The organism is Myxococcus sp. AM011, from assembly GCF_013372595.1.
In the GTDB taxonomy this organism is placed as follows: domain Bacteria; phylum Myxococcota; class Myxococcia; order Myxococcales; family Myxococcaceae; genus Myxococcus; species Myxococcus eversor.
In genome coordinates, this window is sequence record NZ_JABXEM010000009.1 from 57,236 (window position 1) to 78,753 (window position 21,518).

Below are 21,518 nucleotides of genomic sequence, written 5' to 3' on the forward strand. Positions count from 1 at the left end.
GTCCCGAAGCGAAGCCGCGAGCCTTCATTCCGCGGAGGGAACAGGAGTCCGTGCAGCGGGTCGGTCGCACCCGTGAGGCCGCACGCGGAACGACGAAAGACCAGGCGATGGAGCGAGCAAGGCACGTCCACCTCGGGAGATTCCACGTCCCGGACTCGCGATGCTCCGTGAGGGAGCGCGAGTCCTCGTGTCTCGGAGCGTGGGGTTGGTGTGTCGGATGCAGTGGGGCCGGCGGTTCCTTCCGGAGAGCACCCCATGTCCCGAATCGAAGCCCCTGGCGGTACGCCCCTGTCCCTCGACACCGTTCCCGACGCGGTGCCCACGCCGCCGCCCACGCCGGCTCCGCGCGAGCGCAACGAGGTGAGCGCCTACGGAGGGAGCGTCTCCTCGGGACGCGAGCCCTCGCGAGGCTCGGCCACCCCACCGGCGGTCACGGGTCCGAGCGTGTCGGCCGGAGAGCTGGCGGCCCTGGGCGGCAAGCTGCGCGCCCCTCGCGCGGAGGTCCCCTCGGACGTGGCGTCGGAAATCCAGTCGCGGCTGACGCGGAGCCTCGGAGATTGGACCGTCAGCGACACCGACGTGAAGACGGTGCAAGCGTTGCTCGGCCAGCTCCCTCCCGCGGCCTACCGGGCGACGTTGGAGTGGATGGAGCGCGGGGGACTCTTGAAGACGTTCCTCTCGGAGCAGGACCCCGGCGCCCGCGAGGCCTTCCTGAAGCAGGCCGGGTCGCAGGGTGTCCTCCAACGACTCCCGGGAGAGCCCGCCTCGGGGCCGCTGGGCTACCCGGGCAAGCCTGGGTTCCTCCGGGACGAGTCTTCGCTGCCGGAGTCCCTTCGTCACGCGGTGAGGGAGCACGCCGTCTCCGCGGGCAGGGCCTTCCACGCGGCCCACGCTGCGTACCTGGGGCGGTACGTGAAGGCCGTGGAGGGAGCGGGGAGCCTGACGGAGCTGCGCAAGCTCGGAGCGCCCAGGGACGCGCGGCTGCCGGACTCGGTGCTGGGGTTGGAACGGAGGGACCCCGAGCGGGAGTCCCTCGCGAAGCAGTGGCGGCAGGCGGTGGGGACGCCCGTGTCCACGGCGTGGGTCTACCAGGCGGTCAACGCGAAGCAGCGGGAGCTGCTCGGAGAGCGCACGGGAGGCACCCTCGCGTTGAAGGGCAAGGCGGAGCTGACCCAGGGCAACCTCAAGCTGGGGGGCGATGCGCAGGTCGACTCGCGCGGCAAGGTGGACCTCAAGGCCTCCAGCGGCGTGGAGCTGAAGGGCGGGCCGATGGGCCTGAAGGTGATGCGGGACACGAAGGGGAAGCTCCAGTCCGAGGTGAAGCTCGACCTGGGGCTCGTCAAGGTGAGCCAGGCCTCTGACGGAGAGCTGAAGGTCTCACTCGGCGTGGGCAAGCATGCCGGCAGCTACACGACGCTCAACCTGGAGGAGGCGCGGTTCGGCGGAGGCGTCTTCGCCCAGGTGGAGGAGGCAGGGAACAAGGCGGAGGTGCGGCTGGGGTTCGACCTGCAGGGGCTGACGGCGAAGCGCGCGAAGGAGTCCGTGGACCGCGATCACGTGGGCCTCTTCGACGAGCCTCCCGAGCTGGGACGCGGCCTGTCCTGGGAGGCGCTGCCGGAGTCGAAGCGGGAGCGGTACGCCCGGAACGGTTGGAATCGCGAGGAGTGGACCCGGGTACAGGGGCCCTGAGCGCCACCGCACGGCCGGCCCTCCTGGCGCCACCCCGTCGAGCAAGGGAGCAGGCCGCGAACGAGGCATGGCGGCCCCTCCATGCCCACCCTTTTGCCGGAAGCGTCCCTTCATTTCAGTCGAGTGAGGCAGCGGATGGCGATGGAGCGAGCTCAGCGGTTCGTGGAGGCATTGTCGAGGTTGGAGGAGAGCGGCGACCTGGAGGGCCTCATCGAGCTCTTCAGCGACGACGCTCAGGTGAGCAACGTGGCCTCGTCCCACGTCTTCTCCGGACGGGAGGGCGCGGGGCATTTCTGGCGCGAGTACAAGTCCACGCTGCGCCAGGTGAAGTCCACCTTCCGCAACATGATTGAGGCCGGCGACCGGGTGGCGCTGGAGTGGGAGTCGCATGGCACCGCGCACAACGGCGCGGCCGTGGCCTACGAGGGTGTCTCCATCCTCGAATGGGACGGCGAGCACATCCGCCGCTTCTACGCGTACTTCGACCCGCACGCCCTGGGCTCCGCGCTGGTGAACGACACCGCGAAGCGCTCGGAGGTCCCCGCCACCGCGCCGGCGTGACGGCTGTCAGGGGGGCTCGGGCGTCCGGGGCAGCTCCACCGTGACGGTGGTGCCCAGCCCGGGCGAGCTCTCCAGGTGGATGTGCCCGCCATGGGCCTCCACCACCTGCCGGGAGAACCACAGCCCCAGGCCGAAGCCGCCGTAGTGCCGCAGCGGCACCGCGCGGCCGAAGCGCTGGAAGAGGTGCGCGAGCTGCTCGGCGGGGATGCCGATGCCCCTGTCCTTCACCACCAGCCGCGCGAGGTCTCCGGGGATGCAGTTGACCTCCAACTCCACGGGCCGCCCCAGGCCGTACTTGAGGGCGTTGGACACCAGGTGCGTCACCATTCCCACCACGCGCGAGTGGTCCCACCGCCCGGGCACCGCGCCGGTGGCGTGCAGGAAGAGCGTGGCGCCCACCCGCTCGCGCTCCTCCGTGAAGCGCGTCATCACCTCGCGGCACACGTCCACCAGGTCCACCGGCTCCGGCGTGAGGTGCAGGCGGCCCTCGGACAGGTGGGCCACCTCCAGCAGCTCGCGCACCAGCCGCCCCAGCCGGTCCACCTGCTGCACGGCGGACGTGGTGCGCTCGCGCACGTCGCCGTCGGAGGACATGCGCCGCAGCCGGGAGAGCTGGAGCTTGAGGGCCGTCAGCGGCGTGTTCAGCTCGTGGCTGGCGATGGCGAGGAACTCGTCGCGCAACTGGAGCGCCTGCTGCGTCTGGTGGAACAGGTGCGCGTTCTGCACGGCGGCGCTCGCGCGGCGGGCCAGCTCCACCGCGAGCGCCAGGTCCTCCTCGGTGTGGTGACGGCCGGACAGGCCATGGCCCAGCGTCAGCGCGCCGAGCACGCCCTCGGGCGTCTCCAGCGGCACGGACAGCCACGAGGTGGGGGCCAGGGCGCGCAGCAGGGCGAGCTGCTCCGGGCCGCACGCGGTGGCCTCCACCCAGGCCGCGTCGATGTCGGGGTGGAAGGAGGGCAGGCCGCTGGCGAGCGAGCAGATGGGCGTGCCAGGGCGCTCGGGCGGGTGCCAGCGGCTGGCGGCGAGCATGCCCGCGCACTCCGGCGTGGCGGCATGGAAGGTGCGGCGCACCTCATGGTCCGGCCCGAGCACGTCGATGATGCAGAAGTCACCCAGCGTGGGCACCAGCCCCAGGGCCACGCCGCGCAGGGTGTGGCCCAAATCGAGTGACGTCGCGAGCACCGCGGTGGCGTGTTGGAGCAGCCCCACGCGCTCCACCTGGGTGCGCTCGGCGGCGAGCAGCCGGGCCCGCTCCAGGGCCATGGTGGCCTGCTGCGCGAGCATGTCGATGAAGGCGCGCTCCTCGGCGTCGAAGTCGTGCGCGCGGCCCCAGATGAAGGCCAGGCAGCCCACCGTCCTGTCCCGCGCGAAGAGGGGGAGGCAGGCGATGGACACGTCGCCGCTCTCGGGGCGTGCGGCCTCGGCGGCCTCCGGGAAGCGCTCGGCCATGGAGGCCAGGTCGGTTATCCACAGGTGGGCGCGGGTGCTCACGGCCACGGCGACGGGCACGTGGGCGGCGTCCACGGGGACATGGGTGAAGGCGGCTTCGATTGCGGGCGGACAGCGCACGGTGTGGACCATCTCCATGGCCGTGCCCGTCGCGTTCATCAGGTAGAGCGCCCCCGTCTGCGCCTCCAGGGTGCGCACGGCCTCCACGACGACGGCGCGGGCGACGTCCTCGGGCGTGAGGGCGCCGGAGAGGGCCACGGTGAGGGACTGGAGGCTGCGCATGCGGGCGCTGGCGAGCTCGGCGCTGGCGCGGGCCCGGCGGTTCTCCGCCAGCAATTCGACCCCGGCCCCCTGTCCCTCGTCGGGTGGGGGCAAGCGGAGGCTGACGGACGAATGCTTCTCCATGAGCACTTCCCGATGGCGTAGATGACGCCGCGAGTCCCATGCACTGAAACGCATCCGAGGCCGGATTTCCGGCCCCGGAGGGATGAGTGTCCTGCGGCCGTCAGTCCCCCGCGTGGCCAGTGAACACACCGGCCGCCGACTTCCGACCCCGAGCCCGGAGGAAGGTGGCTGTCGGACAGAGCGCCCCACCTCTCATGCTGCTTCCTCTACGCGGAGTGTGGCGCTACCGTCCTGCCTGGGCCTCGGCGTCACTCCTCCGAGGTCATCACTGGCACGGAGGTTTCGTTCGGGTCCCTCACGCAGGTTGTCTCCTGACGCCTCCCCTCCTTCATCGCGTCCACGAACGCCCACCCCCTGGCCGGCTCCCGTTGCGGAAACTTCGCAATCGGTCCCGGGTTCTTCGTGAGTCACGCCAGCATGATGGACGCAGAGGACGCCCGACCCACCTGCCGCCCGTCCGCCTCGGCCGCCTGCCACGCGCCCTCACGGATACCCACTGATGAACCGTTTCGCCGCCGTCCTCGTCATCCTGTCCTTGTTGTCCACCACCACCGCTCGCGCCCAACAGAAGTCGCCTCCCAAGGACGCACCGAAGACGGAGGAGCCCGCCGAGAAGAAGCCCGCGGCGGAGGACCCCTCGCTGGACTTCGATTTGCTGGAGCCCGACGAGCTGACCGGCGCGGCCCAGGTGGACCCCGAGCTGCAAGCGCGGCTCGACCGCCGTCGCACCATGCTCAAGCTGCACCAGGGCCTGGGCTTCGCGTTGGCCGCGGGACTCGTCACCACGACGGTGATTGGTCAGCTCCAGTTCAACGACTCGTTCCGCGGTGGCGGTGATGACCGCAACCTGCTGGGCCTGCACCGCGGGTTCGCGGTGGGCACCTCCGTCGTCTTCGCCTCCGTCGGCTTGCTGGGCCTGCTGGCGCCCAAGCCCCTGGAGAAGGAGGAGTTCCAGTGGGACACCATCACCTTCCACAAAATCTTCATGTCCATCGCGACGGCGGGGATGCTGGCGCAGGTCATCCTCGGCATCATGGCGACGGACCGGTTTGGACGGCTGTCGGAGACGGACCTCGCCACCGCGCACCAGATCGTCGGCTACACCACCCTGGGCGCGGTGTCGGCGGGTGTCTTCACGCTGTTCTTCTGAATCTTTCCGCCCGGGTGCCGTTGGGCATCGGGTGGGCTGACTTCGATTTTCTGGAGATGGACATGATTGCTCGACGACTCGCGCTGCTCACCACCCTGCTTGTCTCCCTGCCTGCCCTGGCACAGGGCACGGCGAAGACGTATGGGTTGAAGAAGGACGCCAGCACCCTCACGTACAGGCTCAATCACCCGGCGCACAAAGTCGTCGGCACGGCGAAGCCCATCGCGGGCAAGGCCAACCTGAAAGCGGACGGCACGCTGCAGGTGATGGTGGTCGCCAACGTGAAGGACTTCGACTCGGAAAACCAGAACCGCGACATCCACATGCAGGAAGTGACGGAGGTGGCCAAGTACCCCACCGTCGAGTTCAAGGGCGCGGCCACGGGCGTGACGCTGCCCACGACATTCCCGGCCAAGGTGCCGGTGACGCTCAAGGGGCAGCTCGACTTCCACGGGGTGAAGCAGAAGGTGGAGGTGCCGGTGACGGTGCTGTTCAAGTCGGCCACCCAGGTGACGACGGAGGGCTCCTTCACCATCAGCCTGGAGGGCTACAAGATTGAGCGCCCCTCGCTGCTGATGGTGAAGGTGGACGACGAGCTCGTGCTGGAGCCCAAGCTGGTGTTCGAGGTGGAGGGGAAGTGAGCACGTCACGACGAGGTTTCTTGAAGGGCATCCTGGGCACGGGCGCGGCGGGCGCGGCGGCGACGGCGCTGCCGGGCTGCGCGCCGGACATCGACCCCGCGCCGGTGACGGACGTGACGGCCTCTGCCGAGGGTACGGTGTTGCTGAATGTGGCGCGCTATCCGGACCTGGAGCGCGTGGGCGGGGCCCTCACCGTGCGCGTGGCGGGCGAGGACCAGGACCTCCTGGTGACGCATGCGGCGCAGAACGACTTCTCCGTGTTGTCGTCGCTCTGCACGCACGCGGCCTGCCCGCTGGGCTTCGACGGTCGCGAGGTCGTCTGCCCGTGCCACTTGTCGAAGTTCAACCCGGCGGACGGCTCGGTGACGCAGCGGCCGGCCACGGTGGGGCTGCGCAAGTTCGCGTCGCAGTACAACGCGGGTACGCAGGTGCTGAGCATCGACCTGCGCGCCGGAGAGGATGGCTTCCCGACGGCCGTGGGCGGCGAGGTGCGCCTGCCCTTCGCGCAGTTCCCCACGCTGAGGGACAACGGCAGCGTGGTGGAGGGCGTCCCGGGCGGCTACGGCAAGCGCATCTTCGTCTTCCGGCTGGCGGACGGCTCGCTGTCCGCGGTGGACGGGCTGTGCACGCACCAGGCCTGTGAGGTGTCCTCGCGTCCGGCGGAGCAGGACCTCATCTGCTTCTGCCACAACTCCATCTTCACGGCGCAGGGGGATGTGGTGCAGGGCCCCGCGGTGCTGCCCCTGAAGAAGTTCACGGTGACGGAGACGACGGACGCGGTGGTGGTGACGGGCGTGCGGTAGGCCGCCGTGCCAGGGAGCCCTCTCCGGTGTCTTGAGAGGGCCGACGCGAGGGCCTCGGGGTTCCACGGACGTGGGACTCGCGAGGCCCTCGTTGTTTTTTGGGATGTCGGCGCCGGTGGGCCCTCTTGTCTCCCAGAGGGAATTCATGCCGACCAACCGGTTGTGTCCAAGGCTGTCCTGGCGACGTGGGGCCTGGGTGTGGGGCCTGCTGCTGGGGTTGCTGGTGTTGCCAGTGCCCGCGCGGGTGGAGGTCTCCGCCGTCGTCGCGTCGCCGGAGTACTTCCAGCGGCACCCGGCGCCCAGGACGCCACAGGACTTGAGGGGACTGCCGTGCATCCGGTTCCGGTTCTCCAGTGGCCTGTACTACCGCTGGGAGTTCGAGCGGGATGGCGAGGAGGTGCTCGTCGAGGCGGAGGGCCCGCTGACGCTGAATGACCAGGGGTTGATGGTGGATGCGGCGCTGGCGGGCGTGGGGCTCGCGTATGTCTTCGAGGCGCAGGTGAAGCAACTCCTGGCAGAGGGGCGGCTGGTGCGCGTGCTGGAGGACTGGTGCCCCGCGTATGCGGGGTTCTTCCTGTACTACCCGAGCCGGCGTCAGCTCCCCACGGCGCTGAGGGCCTTCCTCGACTTCGTCAAGGCTCCGGCTTGAGCAAGGGAGTGCGCGAGACTGAAGATGAAGGGATGTCGAGCGACTTCAAGCGGCGTGTGAAGGAGGCCTTCGCCTGGTGGGTGCCGCCCGAAGAGATCGCGCCGCCCGAAGTAGTGGCACTGTCCGAAGTGGTGGCTCCGCCGCGGAGGGGGAGCACGGTCCTCCCGGTGGACCTGACGGGAGCGCTGCCGCGCGACTTCAAGCAGCGTCTGGCGGAGACCATCGCCTGGTGCCTGCCGCGAGCCGAGGCGGCTCGGGCGGGAGACACGACGCGCACGGCGGAGCTGATGCCGCCGATCTGCGGCCATGACGGGGACACCCTCTTGTCGCTGCTTCACCGCTCGCCCGTGGCGAACGAGGAGGCAGTGGACTTCATCGTCGCGAGACGTCGCGAGGCGCTGGCGCGGATGAACATGCCGCTGCCTCCGCTCGGGGACCTCGCCGGTGGATGGGTGTTCGCGACGGATTTCAATACCGACATCTGTGGCGCCGCGACGGCGCCCTCGAATGGCTTCCTGGACGACTTCGACGTTCCTGGCTGGGACACGTGGTTCGCGCACCAGGGAACGGGAGAGCTTGGCGGCATCGTCTACGGATGGGTGCCGCCGGCCTTGCTCAAGCTGGCCGACGACGGGTTCGACGTCATCCCTGTCTCGAGCGCGTGGTGGCTCAAGGAAGAGGACCTGCGTCGCCTCATCGCTTCATGACGAGACGAGCGGAGGCCATCAGCGCAGCCGGGACCAGAAGGAGCGGCGTGAGGAGATGCGCTCCAGCGCGCGTTGAAGCTCCTCGTCACCGTCGGCGCGCTGGGCGATATCGCTCAACGTGACGATGCCGATGAGCCGGTCATCGCGTTCGACGACGGGGATGCGGCGAATCTGCTCACGGGCCATGAGGTCGACGAGGGTGTGAAGATTCTCGTCGGGCGTGACGGCATGGATGGCATCGGTCATCACATCCATGGCACGCAGTTGCTCCGGGGGCTGCCCGCCCGAGAAGGCCTGGATGGCCAGGTCCCTGTCGGTGACAGTCCCTTCGAGTCGACCGTACTCGTTGACGATGGGGATGACGCCGCTGTCCTCGTCCTTCATCATCCGGGCGACATCGCGCAGGGAGCTGTCACGTCGCGCGGTGCGCACGTTGCGAGTCATCACATCGCGAGCGGTCAATGGCTCACGTTGCCACCGCAGCCGCTCGGCCGCGGCGATGGGCCCCATGCGGAAGTCCTGGCTGCGGTCCTCGCGAAGGTGGTCGGCGGTGCGAGTCCGTTCGTCGCGCGGGCGCACGTCCGAGCGCGCACGGTCCTCAGCCGGCAGAGCCCTCCGGGGGCGAGCCTCGAAGGTGAACTCCTGACCCGCTGGCACTTCCCCGCGAGAGCGCTCTTCATCCCAATCCGTTCGTCGCGCCCCACGCACATCCTCACGAGAGCGCATCTCTTCACGAGAACGCGAATCCTCACGAGCCCGCATCTCTTCACGAGCCCGCGCATCCTCACGAGCACGCCGCTCCTCACGAGAGCGCATCTCTTCACGAGAACGCACATCCTCACGAGCCCGCCTCTCCTCACGGGGACGCATCTCTTCACGAGCCCGCATCTCCTCACGAGAGCGCAGCTCCTCACGGGAACGCAGCTCACGCCGGGCCTGGTCCTCATCATCCCAGTCGGAGCCGCCGTACCCCGTGCGGTCCCACGCGCGGTAGTCCGCGGGCTGGGGCGACAGCTCCTGGTCCTGCGCCCCCATCCGCGCCCGAGGTCCCACACCCGTGGCATAGCGGTCATCCCGGTCATCGCGCCCGTACGGTCCGCCGCGCACCCCACCGCGAGCCCACTCCGCGCCACCCCGGTCCTCCACGTCCGTCCGGGGCTGTGCCATGCGCAGCGCTGCGGCCCGGTAGAAGCGTCCCTCGCGCACGGAAGGCGACTCGTCCCGCGCCGGGTTCCAGCCCGACACATCCGACTCCCCCCGCTCCCGTGAGCCCGGAGGCGCCGCCTCGGCCGGCCTCACTGGCTCCGAGCCCGACCCAGACCGAGGACTCCCCAGCTTCTCATCCCTGCCGTTGTCCAAGCTTCGATGCGCCATGCCGCGAAGGCTGGCGACGCCCCCAAGCCCTACCAACCAACACACGCACGCCAGTCACCCGGACTGTTCGCTCCCGGGCGCGAGCAGGCGTCAATCACCCACGAGCGAACATCCCCGCCGCCGCAAAGCCAACATGCCCGCGACGAAAAACGCGTGCCCTCGGAAGGAGGACACGCGCGGATACAGCGACACGTCGAACGGCACCTCTCAGCAGCAGGGGTCGTTCGTCTCTTCGCAACAGGCCAGCGTGGTGGAGACCTGGGGCTCCGTGCTCTGTGTCTCGGTGGAGGAGGTGGACGTCGCGGTCCCATCGCCTCCGTGGATGCGGGCGAGGTCCTTCACGAACAGCTCCTTCAAAGTCTTCACCTTGTGGCTCTTCATGATGTGTCTCCCGTCGAGGGGTGAAGCCGGCCGCCGAATCAACCGGCGACGTCAGCCTAGGCCCTGCCTCGGAGCACGGGAAGTGTCGCGAGTCACACGCCACTCCATGTCTCGACACTCACGCGGACACACTGAAATGTTCCAGCACTCCGCCCGCATGACACGGCGCGACGGGCCGCGTGTTCCTCGGTGAAGGCGTCTCGCGTCATCGCCCGGTGGCCTTCCAGGTGTCCGAGCGAGCACGTGTCAGCGCTCCCGCCGAGCGCCGTGCGCGCGCCTGAATCCAGACGCCACCGAGTCACCTGTCTGTCTTCAAGGGCGACGTCAGTGGACCGCCCAGCGCTCCGCGATTTCCTCGCAGGCGAGCACCACGTCGGTGAGCCGGCGGATGTGCGCGCGAGGCGCGGTGAAGATGGTGCCCGCGAACACATCCACCACCTGCACCATGCGGTGGTCGGACGGACCCAGTTGGCACAGGTGCTGCTCCGCGAAGCGCTGCAACATCGTCCCGATGTACTGCCCGGAGCGCTCGTCCAGCGGGTGGTGCTTGGAGAAGTAGAGCTTCATCAACCCCACGCGCGGGTTGCCGTGGCGGTCCATGCGCTGGAGCACGACTTCAGGGCGCACGCTGATGGTGACGCCCGCCATCTCCAGCACGGGAGGCTCGGCGCCCACGGCGCTGACGATGGTGTCCTCCAGCCCGAGCCACGGCACCACGTCCGCGAAGCGCTCCAGCGCTTCAGAGCAGAGGTGCAGCCGCTGCGCCTCGAACTCCGACTGCGGCACGCTGCAGGCGAAGCGGCGCTGGTGCTCGCGGAGGATGGCCGGGTCCAGGTCGCGACAGAGGAAGTCGGTAATCGCGTGAGACGCCTCGGGGTATCGCAGGTACTGCTGCTCGGGTGGATGCTTCTGGTCGTAGATGATGCGCTTGCGACGAGCAGGGGTCGCGATGAGGTACTCCCCCAACTTGTTCACGGACACACGTGGCAGCTCACGGACTTCCGCCATGGAGTTCCTCCCCCTGGATGCTGGCGAATGAGCACACAGTACAGAGGGGGGCTGACATTTCCGTCGAGGGCGTGAGTGATTGAAAACAGGGGCCTCACCGCGCGGGTAGGAAGTCGCGGCGAGGCCCCATGTCAGACGTCAGTCCTTCTCTTCCTCGAGGCTGCCGGGAAAGGCCGTCCAGTACAGGTCGGGCAGCGGGTTGGTGCCGGCGTCGCTGCGCGGGCCGTCGCCGTCGGGGATGTCGTCGAGGATGGCGCCCGGGGTCCGCTCCGTCGGGTCCATGGGTCGGGCACGACGCGGGCCCTCGTCGTCCTGACGCTGCTCGTCGTCCGGGGAGGTCTGGCGTGGGGTGTCTTCCGTTGGCTCCTCCTGGTGCCGGGGCCCGGTGGGGCGGCCGTAGAAGTCCTCGGCGGGTTGGGGAGCGGGCTGTCGTCGCTGGTCCTTCGCCATGGTGGAATCCTCCGCCTGGATACGGTCGTGACGGGGAATGCCTACGGCAACCCGGCTATCGTTCCCGGCTGGAGTCTGGAGGGCAGGCGAGCAGGCGCGGGGAGCGCATGCCCGCGCTTCCCGGGAGAAGGAGCGTGCCGATGGCCGTGGCGCATGACGAGCCGACCGCGACGTTGACGGGGCCCAGGCTCCACCTGGGGTGTCAGGCCTGCGGGGCAATGCTGGTGCTGGAGCCCGCGCTGCGCACCACGCGGTGTCCCTATTGCGCGGCGCCGGCGGTGGTGGAGCGGCCTCCGGAGCCCGGGGTACCGGAGCCCGCCTTCGCGCTGGGGTTCTCGCTGACGCACGCGGCGGCGAAGCAGAGCGTGTCCCGGTGGTTGCGCTCGCGCAGCCGCTTCTGTCGCTCCGGCATCCGGAGCGCGGAGCCGGGCGACGTGCATGGCATCTACGTGCCCGCGTTCCTCTACAGCGCGCTGGTGAAGTCGAGCTTCCGAGCGACCATCGGTGAGAACTATCAGGAGCAGGAAAGCTACACGACGACGGAGAACGGGAAGACGGTGAGGCGCACGCGCACGGTGACGCGCACCGAGTGGCGGCCCTTGCAGGGTGAACTGGAGGGCTACGTGGCGGACGTGCTCGTCACGGCGTCGAATGGCTTGCGCAACGAGGAGCTGGAGGCGCTGGAGCCCTTCGACTTCCGAGCGCTCGCGCGCTACACGCCGGCGCTCGTCTCCGGGTGGGTGGCGGAGGAGCCGACGCTCACGCGGGAGGCCTGTCTGGAGGGGGCGCGCTCGGAGGTGGGCGAGCTCGTCTTGAAGCGGCTGGAGGGGTTGATGCCGGGGGACTCGCACCGGGACTTGAGCCACGACACGCGGCTGGATTGGGAGTCCCTGGACGTGTGTCTGTTGCCCGTCTGGGTGTTGCCGGTGCGGTACGCGGAAGGGGAGGCGCCGCTGCGAGTGCTGGTGAATGGGCAGACAGGAGAGGTGCATGGGGAGGCGCCCATCTCCACGTGGAAGGTGCTCATCGCGGTGCTGGTGGGGCTCCTGCTGGTGTTGGGTGTCGTGCTGTATGTGCGGGGAGGTGTCGGGTGAGCGAGGCCGCGCTGGTGGCGCCGTGTGCGCGGTGTGAATGCGAGCTGGAGGCGGATGACCTGCGGTGTCCCATCTGCGGGCTTTCGACGCCGCCCCCGGAGCGAGCGGCAGCGACGCGCGAGCAGGCGAAGGTGGTGCGCTGCGAGAGCTGTGGCGCGGCGGTGGAGTACTCCGTGGAGGCCAAGGCGCCACGGTGTGACTACTGCGGCGCGGTGACGCATGTGGAGATGACGGTGGACCCGGTGGACCAGGCGCAAGGGTGGCTGCCCTTCACCGTGGACCCGAACGCGGCGAACCAGGCGCTGGCGGGCTTCCTGGGACGCAAGGCCTTCTTCCGGCCGTCGGGGTTGGCGGAGGAGGCGGCGCTGGAGTCGATGAAGCCGATGTGGTGGCCGGCGTGGGTCTTCCAGGCGGGAGTGCAGGTGAGTTGGACGGCGGACTCGGATGCGGGCTCGGGTCGCTCGGATTGGGCGCCGCATGCGGGGCGCACGCGTCTGGACTTCACCAACATCCTGGTGCCGGCGTCGCGAGGGTTGAAGGTGGAGGAGTGCGACAATCTCACGCCGCACTATCGGTTCGAGCTGGCGGCGGACGAGGGACGCGGGCCGGAGGAGGCCAGCGTGGAGCTCTTCGAGGCGACGCGCTCGGGAGCACGGAAGACGGTGCTGCGGGCGGTGGAGCGACTGGCGAGGGACCACGTCCAGGAGAGTGGGGACATCCCAGGGAGGCGCTTCCGCAACGTGCACGTGGCCGTGGCGCTCTCCAGCCTGCGCACCGCGCGCTGGGCGTTGCCCGTGTATGTGCTGGCCTATCGCTATCGAGGCAAGCCGTACCGCGTGCTGGTGCACGGGCAGGACGCCGAGGTGGTCTTCGGCGAGTCGCCCATCTCCGCGTGGCGGGTGCTGGGTGTCGTGGTAGCGGTGCTCGCCGTGCTGGTGGCGGTGCTGTTCTTCACGGGAGTGCTGTAGCGGAGGGAGACGGCTGGACCTCTGAGGTCCAGCCGAGGTGTTGCTCACGGCTCGGACGCGTCGTTGTCCGAGGAGGTCGAGCTGGCTCTTGTCCCAGCGAGAAAGTCGCGAGCGCTCACGGCTCGGACGAGTCGTCGTCCGAGGAGGTCGAGCTTGCTCCCGTTTCTTCGTCGCGCGAGGAGTCCTCGACCGAGACGTTGCCACGAGAAACCGCGTGGGTTGTCTCTTCGTCGCGAGAGGAGATGTCGCCACGAGAAGCCGCGTGGGCCGTCTCCTCGTCGCGCGAAGCAACAACAGGCACCTCGTCGCCAGGTGAAGACGCGATGGGCACGTCGTCCTCGCGCCTGGGCACCTCTCGCACGTGAGTCTCTCGCCGCCCGCCCGAATCCTCAGCGAACGAGCGAGTCACACCCCGCATCCCCGGCACACCGAACACCCGCGCCGCCTCCTCTGCCAGCACCCCCGCTTCATCCACCTCCCCTGGCGCCGGAGCCCCCGCCGCGCCCGGCTCCAGCGACACGGAGGCCTCCTCCGCCGTCAGGTCCTCTGGATGCAGGCCCCCTTCGAGCAGCTCCGCCTGGTTGCGCCGGCTCGTCGCCTCCGCCGCCACGCGGGCCACTTCCTCGGCCGTCGCATGCCGCCCGTGCCCCGGCGCATGCACACTCAGCCACCCCCTGAGCACGCCGCCCATCTCCTCCGCCGTCTGGAACCGGTCCGCGGGCTCCCGCCGCAGCGCGCGCAGCACCACCGCCCCCAGTCCCTCCGGCACGTTCTCCACGAGCCGAGCCACCTGCGCCGCCTCCAGGCTCAGCATCCGCGCGGCCACTTCCTCCACCGGCATCCACGTGGGGCCCTGCGCCTCCAGCGAGAGTCCCGAGGGCAGCGGAGGAGGCACCTTGTCCTCCACCGAGAGCGGATGCCGCCCCGTCAGCAGCTCCAGGAACACCAGGCCCAGCGAGAAGATGTCCGAGCGCGCATCCACCGGCGCTCGCACCAGGGCCTCCGGTGACGCATACGCGATGTCACCCTTCACCAGCGGGCGACTCGTCTCCTCGCGCCCCTCCATCCGAGACGCGGCCACCGTGAAGTTCGTCAGCTTCACGTCCCCATGGGTCCCCACGCGGATGTTCCGGGGACTCACGTCGCGGTGGACGATGCCCAGCGGCCGGTTCCAGTCATCCACCGCCCCATGCGCGTGGTGGAGCGCGTCCGCCACCTCCGCCACCACGAATGCCGCCAGCGCCGCCGACACCGGCCTGCGCCGCATCGCCGTCAGGTTCAGCAACGTGTCCAGCGAGCGCCCCTCCACGTACTCCATCACCACGTGGGGCGCCCCCCGGTACAGCTTCATCTGGTGCACCTGGGCGATGTTGGGATGCTTGAAGCGGAACGTCAGGCTCACCTCCTCCACCAGCCTGCGCCGCTCCACGAAGGTGGCGGGGCTGCGCAGCCGCTTCACCACCACCAGTCCGCTCTGTCCGCCCCGGTAGCGCCGCCGCGCGAGCATCAGCAGCTCGCCGGTGGAGCGCACCTCCAGCTTGCGGACGAACTCGAACACCGTGCCGCCCACGTTGAACAGCACCCGGGGTCGGCGCGCTCCTCCGGGAAGATCCTCCGTCGTCGTGTCGGGCGTCGTCATGGCCTGCCTTTGAGCCTGGGAAGTGGTTGGGTTGCTACAGGATGCCTGAGGTAACACGAAAGGCAACCCGCATGGAATGTCAGAGGTTGACTGACAAGCGGAAGACCTCTGGGATTGGATGCTCGGAGGGGACGGAGGCGAGCCTCAGTCGTCCCGCTTCCGCCACGGCCGCAGCGCGTCGCTCAGGACCCGCATCCGCCTGCGCAGCCAGGACCGCCAGGGGACGCCGGGCTCGGTGGGAGGCGTGCCCGGCGGACTGGTGTCGGAGCCGGCCCCGGCCCTGTCCTCCCGGCGCATCCACTGGCGAAACTCCCGAGCCTCCTCGTCTCCATCGAAGAGCGCCTCGTCCTCCTCGGTGATGGCCTCGTGGGGAGGACGGGGTGGGAACAGCGGCACGTCCCAGGTGCTGTCCGCCTGCTCCAGCGCCGCGCTCAGCGCCCCACACAGCTCCGCCCCCGTGGGGTAGCGGCCCACGGCGTGCTTGCTCAAGAGGCGCAGCACGATGGCATCCAGCACCGGAGGCACGCGCGGGTTGAGGACGGAGGGCGGCTTCAGCTCGGCGGACTCGATGCTGGCCAGCAGCGCGGACGGCGGCAGGTGGGCGCGGTAGGGAAAGCCGCCCGTCAGCACCTCATGGAAGACCAGGCCCAGCGAGTACAGGTCATCCGTGGGCACGAAGCGGTAGCGCGAGCCCGGAATTCGAGGCCCCATCCAGAAGCGCAGCGCCTCCGGACTGCGGTAGCTGGGCGTGCCCGGGGGCAGCCGGTCCTCCGTCAGCGTCGGCGCGCAGGCATGGTCCCCCGAGCCGAAGTCCACCACCACCGGCTGCCCGTCCGACGCGCGGATGATGATGTTGCTGCCCTTGAGGTCGCGGTGGACCACGCCCTCGCGGTGGATGGCGTCCAGCGTGAGGGCCAGCGAGGCGAACACCTCCGTGGCCCGGCGAGGCGTGGCCTGGGGGCTGTCCGCCCACCGCGACAGGGTGGGGCCCTCCACATAGTCCATGATGAGGTAGAGGTAGCCGCGGCGCACGTCCGGCCACCGCAGGTAGCCGAGCAGCTCCACCACGTTGGGATGGTCCAGGTGCATCAACAGCCGGGCCTCTCGCTGGGTGCGCGCATCCACCCGGGCCTCGTCGTCGTCCGAGGGGCCCTCCAGCGCGAACTTCAGCGCCACGGTGCCGCGCGTCTGCGTCTCCGCCAGATAGATGGCGCCATACCCGCCCGTGGCCAGCCTCTTGATGATGCGCAGGGCGCCCAGCTCCTCCGACGGCTGCAGGAGCAGCGGGTGTGTCGATTCGAGGTCGCTCATGGCCCCGTCCTCCCGCCGCCGACCCGACCCGCGTGAAGTGCGCGAGGTGATGGACCTTCAAGGTTGGATTCCCCTCGGAAAATTTCAAATTGAAAGTGCATGGGTTGCCTGTCGATTGAACCTTGGAGGTCATTAGCATGGCGGACGCCTTTTCGGGTAGTCTCGTGCCGTGTGGGGTAGGGTTCCGGACAGGTGACGTGGTAGGGAGACTTGCGAGAGGCGCGAGGACGATGAACGAGGAACTGGCCATCACCGTGGGCACGGCGGCGAGGGCGGCGAGGTCCCGGCTGGGACTGACCCAGGCGGACGTGGCCGAGCGGGTGGGCATCGCCATGGAGGTCTACAGCCGCATGGAGCGGGGCCGGGTGTTGCCCAGCGTCACCACGCTGCGGCGGCTGTGTCTGGTGTTGCGCATGGACGCCAACGCGCTGCTCGGCCTGTCGGAGGCGCCGCTGGTGGTGCCCGGGGCCCCGGTGGTGACGCGCGCCGAGGACCCGCCCGCCCTGCGCCGGCTGGTGAGGGCGCTGCGCGCGCTGGGGCCCGAGCAGCTCCGGGCCGTCGTCCAGTTGGTCCACGGCGCGCTGGGGCTCCTGCGCCGCTGAAGGTCCGCTGCCTGGGTGAGGGCGCGGGAAATGAACTTGCGCGAGGGTGCGGCCGTGCGACGCTCCCGGCCATCATGCGTGAGCCCGTCGACCACAAGCTCGCGGCCATCCTGGGAGGGGCGGCCCGAGTCGCCCGCCTGCGATTGGGCCTCACCCAGGGCGACGTGGCGGACAAAGTCGGCATGGCCATGGAGGTCTACAGCCGGCTGGAGCGCGGGAAGATGTTGCCCCGTGCTCAAACGCTGAAGCGGCTGTGTGACGCGCTCCAGGTCTCCTCGGATACGCTGCTGGGCGTGGGGCGCGGTGGTGCGTCCCTCACCCCCGTGTCCTCGCGCAAGCCCGAGCGGGAAGACCCGGTGGAGCTGCGGCGGATGACGCGCAAGCTGCGGGAGCTGGAGCCGTCCCAGCTTCGCGCCGTGTCGCGCGTGGTCAACGCCGTCGTCTCGGTGATGCCGCCCGTGGCGCCGCCGGCGAAGAAGCCCGTGCGCGCGGTGCGCCGCCGCAAGGCCAAGGCCACCGGCTAGGCGTCCCTCACGGGGCTGGGAATGCGATGGGGCCCGGTGTTGAATCCCGACCAGGGCTTCAGCCCGCCAGGGTCTTGGACGGACGTCCAGTGCCCGTGCACCCCGCACGTGAGATACCAAGCACCATTGGTGCATCGCATCCAGGAGGTCCGCCCATGACGACACTGCGCAAGGTGATGCTGGTGGACGACGAAGAGGACATCCGGGCCATCGGCAAGCTGAGCCTGAGCCGGGTGGGTGGCTGGGTGACGGTGCTGGCCGCGTCGGGCAACGAGGCGCTGACGAAGGCCGCGGAGGAGCAGCCGGACCTCATCCTGCTGGACGTCATGATGCCGGGCATGGATGGACCCACCACGTTCAACCGGCTGCGCGAGCAGGACGCGACGGCGCGCACGCCCATCATCTTCATGACGGCGAAGGTGCAGAAGCAGGAGGTCGCCCGCTATCTGGAGTTGGGCGCGGTGGGCGTCATCGGCAAGCCGTTCGACCCGATGACGCTGCCCAAGGAGATTCGCAAGCTGGTGCCGGAATGACGGGCTCCCGCCTGTCCAAGCGCTCGGTGGCGCTGGCGGTGGGGGCGCTGCTGGTGCTGTGTGGCCTGTTCGTGGTGGGCCGTCCGTGGGGGATGGCCGAGAGCGATGGGTACCGCACGCGGCTGCAGCAGTTGCGCCTGGCCAGCGCGGAGCTGGAGCAGGACGTGTTGCGTGCGCGACTGGGGCTGCCGGAGCTGCATGGCTCGGAGCTGTCCTCCTTCGAGGCGCTGAAGGCCCGCGCCCTGACGCTGCGCGACGTGCCGTCCTTCCTCTCCGAGGAGGAGCGCCGGGTGATGGCCTCCTCGCTGGAGGCATACCTGCGCGCGCTGGAGGACAACCGCGCGCTGCTCGTGCGCTCGCGAGAGGCGGCGGTCCGAGGCGAGCGGCGCGAGGCGGACGTGGCGGTGCAGGCGCTGCTGGAGCGCTCGGCCAGCGCGCAGGCGGAGCGGCTCGTCACCACGTTCCTCCAACTGCATGAGCGGGCGCAGTTGAGCAACGAGCGCTCGCGCGTCGTCTTCTTCGGGGTGTCGCTGGTGCTGGGGGCGTACGTGGTGGTGGTGCTGGTGCGGCTGTCGCGCGCGTCCGGCGAACTGGCCACGCTCAACGAGGTCCTGGAGAAGCGGGTGGAGGAGCGCGGCCAGGCGCTCTTGCTCGCGGGTCAGGAGCAGCGCACCACGGAGGCGCGCAAGGCGGCCATCCTGGAGGCGGCGCCGGACGGCATCCTGCTGGTGGACGAGGCGGGGCGACTGCTGGAGCTGAACCCCACGGCGGAGCACGTCTTCCGGCTGAAGGCGTCAGAAGCGGTGGGCCGGGACTTCCTGGCGCTGGCGTTGCCCGCATCGTTGCCCGCCGGCAAGCGCGAGGAGGTGGCGGCGGCGCTGCGCGAGACGTCGGGCCAGGCGACGCGGCTGGAGTCGCCGTGCCTGCGCGCGGACGGGAGCATGTTCCCCGCGGAGCTGACGCTGGCGCGGGTGCCGGGAGAGGGCCCGGCGCGCTTCACCGCCTTCGTGCGCGACATCACCGAGCGCAAGGAGGTGGAGCGGATGAAGAACGAGTTCGTCTCCACGGTGAGCCACGAGCTGCGCACGCCGCTGACGTCCATCCGGGGCTCGTTGGGGTTGTTGGAGGGCGGCATCGTCGGGGAGATGCCGGAGCAGGCGCTGGACATGGTGCGCATCGCCCGCTCCAACACGGAGCGCCTCATCCGCCTCATCAACGACATCCTCGATTTGGAGAAGATGGAAGCGGGGATGCTGGAGCTGAAGCTGGCCTCGGTGGAGGGGTTGGAGTTGGTGGAGGCGACGTTCAGCGGCCTGCGCGGCGTGGCGGACGCGGCGGGGGTGTCGCTGCGCGCGGTGGTGGAGGACGCGCCTCGGGTGAAGGGAGACCGGGACAGGCTCATCCAGGTGCTGACGAACCTCGTCTCCAACGCGGTGAAGTTCTCGCCCGGTGGCGCCGAGGTGGCGGTGCATGTGCGGATGGAGGCCCCGGGGCGGGTGCGCTTCAGCGTGGTGGACAAGGGACCGGGCATTCCCGAGGAGCAGCGGGGGCGGCTGTTCGCGCGCTTCCAGCAGCTCGACGGCTCGGACACGCGCTCCAAGGGAGGCACGGGGTTGGGGCTGGCCATCTCCCAGGCCATCGTGAACCAGCACGGCGGCGGCATCGAGGTGGAGAGCGCGCCGGAGAAGGGCTCCACGTTCACCTTCACGCTGGACGCGGCGCGCTCGGTGTCGGGCTCGCATGCGGCGGTGGGCGCGGTGGTGAAGGACTCCACCCGTTACAACGTGCTGGTGGCGACGGCGGACGCGGAGCTGTCGGCGTTGCTGCGCGGGTTGCTGTCGCAAGAGGGTTACCGGGTGGTGCGGGCCGCGAGCCTGGCCGAGGCGGCGAAGGTCCTGGAGGAGACGCCGCCGGACGCCGTGGTGCTGGACACGCAGATGCCGGATGGGCAGGCGCTGGACTGGGTGAGGAGCCTGCGCGAGCAGCCGCGCACGCACGAGCTGCCGGTGCTGGCGGTGTCGGGGCGCTCGGCGGAGGGCGAGGGCGTGGGCACGCCCCTGTGGGTGGATTGGATGTCGCAGCCGCTGGAGGAGACGCGGCTGCTCAGCGCGCTGCGGCACGCGATGCGGCGGCCGGGGCAGGCGCGGGTGCTGGTGGTGGACGACGACGTGGCCACGCGGCGAGTCATCTGCGCGCGGCTGGAGCGGCTGGGGACGGTGCAGGTGTTCGAGGCGGCGGATGGGGAGAGCGCGGTGGAGCTGGCGCGCGAGACGCCGCCGGACCTCATCGTGTTGGACGTGGGGCTGCCAGGGCTGGACGGGTTCGAGGTGGTGGACATCCTGAGGCAGGGGCGGGGGCGGGCGACTCCGCTCATCGTGTTCACGGGACGGGACCTGTCGCGGGCGGACCAGCGGCAGTTGACGCTGGGGATTACGCGGCACTTGAGCAAGGCGCGCTCGTCGGAGGAGGAGCTGGTGGCCTCCGTGCGCGAGCTGCTGCATGAGCTGTTGTCCCGCAAGGACGGCGGCACGGGGAAGAGGGCTGCTTCATGAACGAGGCGAAGACGCTCCTGTTCCTGGAGGACGACAAGGACCTGCAGACGCTGGTCTGTGCGTTCCTTCGGGAGAAGGGCTTCCGGGTGGAGTCGGCGCGCACGGCGGCGGAGGCGCGCACGTTGCTCGCGAAGATGCCGGTGGACGCGGCCATCGTTGACGGGTTGTTGCCGGGGGTGACGGGGGCGGATTTCATCCGCGAGCTGCGCAAGACGCAGCCGGAGCTGCCGGTGTTGTTCGCGTCGGCGTTCTGGAAGGACTTGAAGAGCCACGAGCTGCTCACGCGGCAGTTGCGGGTGGCGCGCATCATCCACAAGCCCTACCGGCCGGAGGAGTTGTTCCTCTGGGTGAACCAGCTCTTCACCAAGGCGTTGCCGCCGCCGCCGCCCGGGCCTCGGGCGCTGGCGGACGTGGACCTGGTGCGTGACGAGCTGGCGGCGAGCCTGGTCGCGTTGAATCAGGAGTACGGCGCGCGGCTGAAGGACAAGGTGGGCGGGCTGGAGACGCTGCTGGGCGACGCGCGGGCGGGGAAGCGGGATGCGCTGGAGGAGGCGACCATCGTCGTCCACAAGCTGCATGGGACGGCGGGCAGCTATGGGTTCACGGAGGTGAGTCTTTCGGCGGGGCGGTTGGAGGACGTGCTGCGGTCGGCGAAGGACGCGGCGCGGATGGACTGGGGGCAGGTGGACGCGACGTTCCGGGAGCTGGCGAGGGCGGCGTCGGTGCCGGTGAAGCCCGTGGGCAAGCCGGCCCCCGCGGCGATGTTGCCGACGGAGGGGGTGCTGTTGGTGGTGGACGAGGACGCGCACGTGTTGGCGGAGGCGGAGCGGCTGGGGAAGGCGCACGTGGTGCGGGTGTTGCCGGCGCGCACGGCGAACGAGGCGGTGGCGGTGGCGAGCAAGCAGTGGGTGGATGGGGTGCTCATCCACATGCATCTGGGTGGCGAGATGGGAGGCATCCAGGCGGCGCACCAGCTGCGGTCGGTGGAGGGGTTGGGCTCGTTGCCGTTGGGGTTCATGGAGGGGGAG

The 21,518-nt window shown here is 69.9% G+C and carries 21 protein-coding genes; 14 read left to right on the plus strand and 7 right to left on the minus strand.

The features are described 5' to 3' along the window. The first annotated feature begins 255 nt into the window (after nucleotides 1-255). Both HUW62_RS03495 and HUW62_RS03500 read left to right on the plus strand, forming a co-directional pair. Nucleotides 256-1,689 (plus strand): hypothetical protein, encoded by a 1,434-nt coding sequence (locus HUW62_RS03495; protein WP_176433546.1) that lies wholly within the window; start codon nucleotides 256-258, stop codon nucleotides 1,687-1,689. Between the two features lie 135 nt (nucleotides 1,690-1,824). Then, nucleotides 1,825-2,250, plus strand: coding sequence for a nuclear transport factor 2 family protein (locus HUW62_RS03500; RefSeq protein WP_163868529.1), 426 nt, complete (start codon nucleotides 1,825-1,827; stop codon nucleotides 2,248-2,250). Nucleotides 2,251-2,256: 6 nt separating this feature from the next. On the opposite strand, the gene HUW62_RS03505 is transcribed toward HUW62_RS03500, so the two are convergent. Beyond that, nucleotides 2,257-4,104, minus strand: coding sequence for a GAF domain-containing sensor histidine kinase (locus HUW62_RS03505; RefSeq protein ID WP_163868528.1), 1,848 nt, complete (start codon nucleotides 4,102-4,104; stop codon nucleotides 2,257-2,259). 499 nt (nucleotides 4,105-4,603) lie between these two features. On the opposite strand from HUW62_RS03505, the gene HUW62_RS03510 reads away from it, so the two are divergent. The 5 genes from HUW62_RS03510 to HUW62_RS03530 all read left to right on the plus strand — a co-directional run bounded on the left by HUW62_RS03510 (nucleotide 4,604) and on the right by HUW62_RS03530 (nucleotide 8,054). Further along, a complete protein-coding gene (locus HUW62_RS03510; protein WP_163868527.1) occupies nucleotides 4,604-5,254 on the plus strand; it encodes a hypothetical protein in 651 nt (216 codons plus the stop codon). 62 nt (nucleotides 5,255-5,316) lie between these two features. Next, nucleotides 5,317-5,895, plus strand: coding sequence for a YceI family protein (locus tag HUW62_RS03515; RefSeq protein WP_163868526.1), 579 nt, complete (start codon nucleotides 5,317-5,319; stop codon nucleotides 5,893-5,895). Next, a complete protein-coding gene (locus HUW62_RS03520; protein ID WP_176433547.1) occupies nucleotides 5,892-6,698 on the plus strand; it encodes a Rieske 2Fe-2S domain-containing protein in 807 nt (268 codons plus the stop codon). The genes HUW62_RS03515 and HUW62_RS03520 overlap by 4 nt, the downstream gene beginning before the upstream one ends. Before the next feature lie 145 nt (nucleotides 6,699-6,843). Then, a complete protein-coding gene (locus HUW62_RS03525) occupies nucleotides 6,844-7,347 on the plus strand; it encodes a LysR substrate-binding domain-containing protein (RefSeq protein WP_217911092.1) in 504 nt (167 codons plus the stop codon). Nucleotides 7,348-7,379: 32 nt separating this feature from the next. Then, entirely contained in the window at nucleotides 7,380-8,054 is a 675-nt protein-coding gene (locus HUW62_RS03530) for a hypothetical protein (protein ID WP_255203200.1), read from the plus strand. 18 nt (nucleotides 8,055-8,072) lie between these two features. Here HUW62_RS03530 and HUW62_RS03535 read toward each other — a convergent pair whose 3' ends face one another. The 4 genes from HUW62_RS03535 to HUW62_RS03550 all read right to left on the minus strand — a co-directional run bounded on the left by HUW62_RS03535 (nucleotide 8,073) and on the right by HUW62_RS03550 (nucleotide 11,267). Continuing rightward, on the minus strand, nucleotides 8,073-9,299 hold the full coding sequence (locus HUW62_RS03535) for a CBS domain-containing protein (protein WP_368670330.1): 1,227 nt from the start codon (nucleotides 9,297-9,299) through the stop codon (nucleotides 8,073-8,075). A gap of 336 nt (nucleotides 9,300-9,635) precedes the next feature. Next, on the minus strand, nucleotides 9,636-9,809 hold the full coding sequence (locus HUW62_RS03540) for a hypothetical protein (RefSeq protein ID WP_163868523.1): 174 nt from the start codon (nucleotides 9,807-9,809) through the stop codon (nucleotides 9,636-9,638). Between the two features lie 324 nt (nucleotides 9,810-10,133). Next, nucleotides 10,134-10,817 (minus strand): hypothetical protein, encoded by a 684-nt coding sequence (locus HUW62_RS03545; RefSeq protein WP_163868522.1) that lies wholly within the window; start codon nucleotides 10,815-10,817, stop codon nucleotides 10,134-10,136. A 138-nt stretch (nucleotides 10,818-10,955) separates the two neighbouring features. Next, a complete protein-coding gene (locus HUW62_RS03550; RefSeq protein WP_163868521.1) occupies nucleotides 10,956-11,267 on the minus strand; it encodes a hypothetical protein in 312 nt (103 codons plus the stop codon). Nucleotides 11,268-11,407: 140 nt separating this feature from the next. Between HUW62_RS03550 and HUW62_RS03555 the strand changes: the two genes are divergently transcribed. Together HUW62_RS03555 and HUW62_RS03560 are read left to right on the plus strand one after the other, a co-directional pair. Further along, a complete protein-coding gene (locus tag HUW62_RS03555; RefSeq protein WP_176433550.1) occupies nucleotides 11,408-12,361 on the plus strand; it encodes a hypothetical protein in 954 nt (317 codons plus the stop codon). Further along, the gene (locus tag HUW62_RS03560) at nucleotides 12,358-13,329 is read left to right on the plus strand and encodes a zinc ribbon domain-containing protein (RefSeq protein WP_176433551.1); all 972 of its coding nucleotides are present in this window, start codon (nucleotides 12,358-12,360) and stop codon (nucleotides 13,327-13,329) included. The genes HUW62_RS03555 and HUW62_RS03560 overlap by 4 nt, the downstream gene beginning before the upstream one ends. Nucleotides 13,330-13,444: 115 nt before the next feature. Here HUW62_RS03560 and HUW62_RS03565 read toward each other — a convergent pair whose 3' ends face one another. Together HUW62_RS03565 and HUW62_RS03570 are read right to left on the minus strand one after the other, a co-directional pair. Continuing rightward, entirely contained in the window at nucleotides 13,445-14,968 is a 1,524-nt protein-coding gene (locus HUW62_RS03565; protein ID WP_255203201.1) for a serine/threonine-protein kinase, read from the minus strand. A gap of 144 nt (nucleotides 14,969-15,112) precedes the next feature. After that, on the minus strand, nucleotides 15,113-16,279 hold the full coding sequence (locus HUW62_RS03570) for a serine/threonine-protein kinase (protein WP_163868519.1): 1,167 nt from the start codon (nucleotides 16,277-16,279) through the stop codon (nucleotides 15,113-15,115). Between the two features lie 230 nt (nucleotides 16,280-16,509). Here HUW62_RS03570 and HUW62_RS03575 point away from each other — a divergent pair, with 230 nt between their 5' ends. From HUW62_RS03575 to HUW62_RS03595, 5 genes are all read left to right on the plus strand, one after another. Then, nucleotides 16,510-16,881, plus strand: a complete 372-nt coding sequence (locus HUW62_RS03575; RefSeq protein ID WP_163868518.1) for a helix-turn-helix domain-containing protein — start codon at nucleotides 16,510-16,512, stop codon at nucleotides 16,879-16,881. Between the two features lie 74 nt (nucleotides 16,882-16,955). Next, nucleotides 16,956-17,405 carry a helix-turn-helix domain-containing protein gene (locus tag HUW62_RS03580; RefSeq protein WP_163868517.1) on the plus strand — a complete coding sequence of 150 codons (450 nt, stop codon included), beginning with the start codon at nucleotides 16,956-16,958 and terminating at the stop codon, nucleotides 17,403-17,405. A 155-nt stretch (nucleotides 17,406-17,560) separates the two neighbouring features. Continuing rightward, entirely contained in the window at nucleotides 17,561-17,938 is a 378-nt protein-coding gene (locus HUW62_RS03585; protein ID WP_163868516.1) for a response regulator, read from the plus strand. Beyond that, nucleotides 17,935-20,490, plus strand: a complete 2,556-nt coding sequence (locus HUW62_RS03590; RefSeq protein WP_176433552.1) for a response regulator — start codon at nucleotides 17,935-17,937, stop codon at nucleotides 20,488-20,490. The genes HUW62_RS03585 and HUW62_RS03590 overlap by 4 nt, the downstream gene beginning before the upstream one ends. Beyond that, nucleotides 20,487-21,518: response regulator (locus HUW62_RS03595; RefSeq protein WP_176433553.1), on the plus strand; the 1,032-nt coding region annotated here is incomplete at its 3' end. The genes HUW62_RS03590 and HUW62_RS03595, both read left to right, overlap by 4 nt.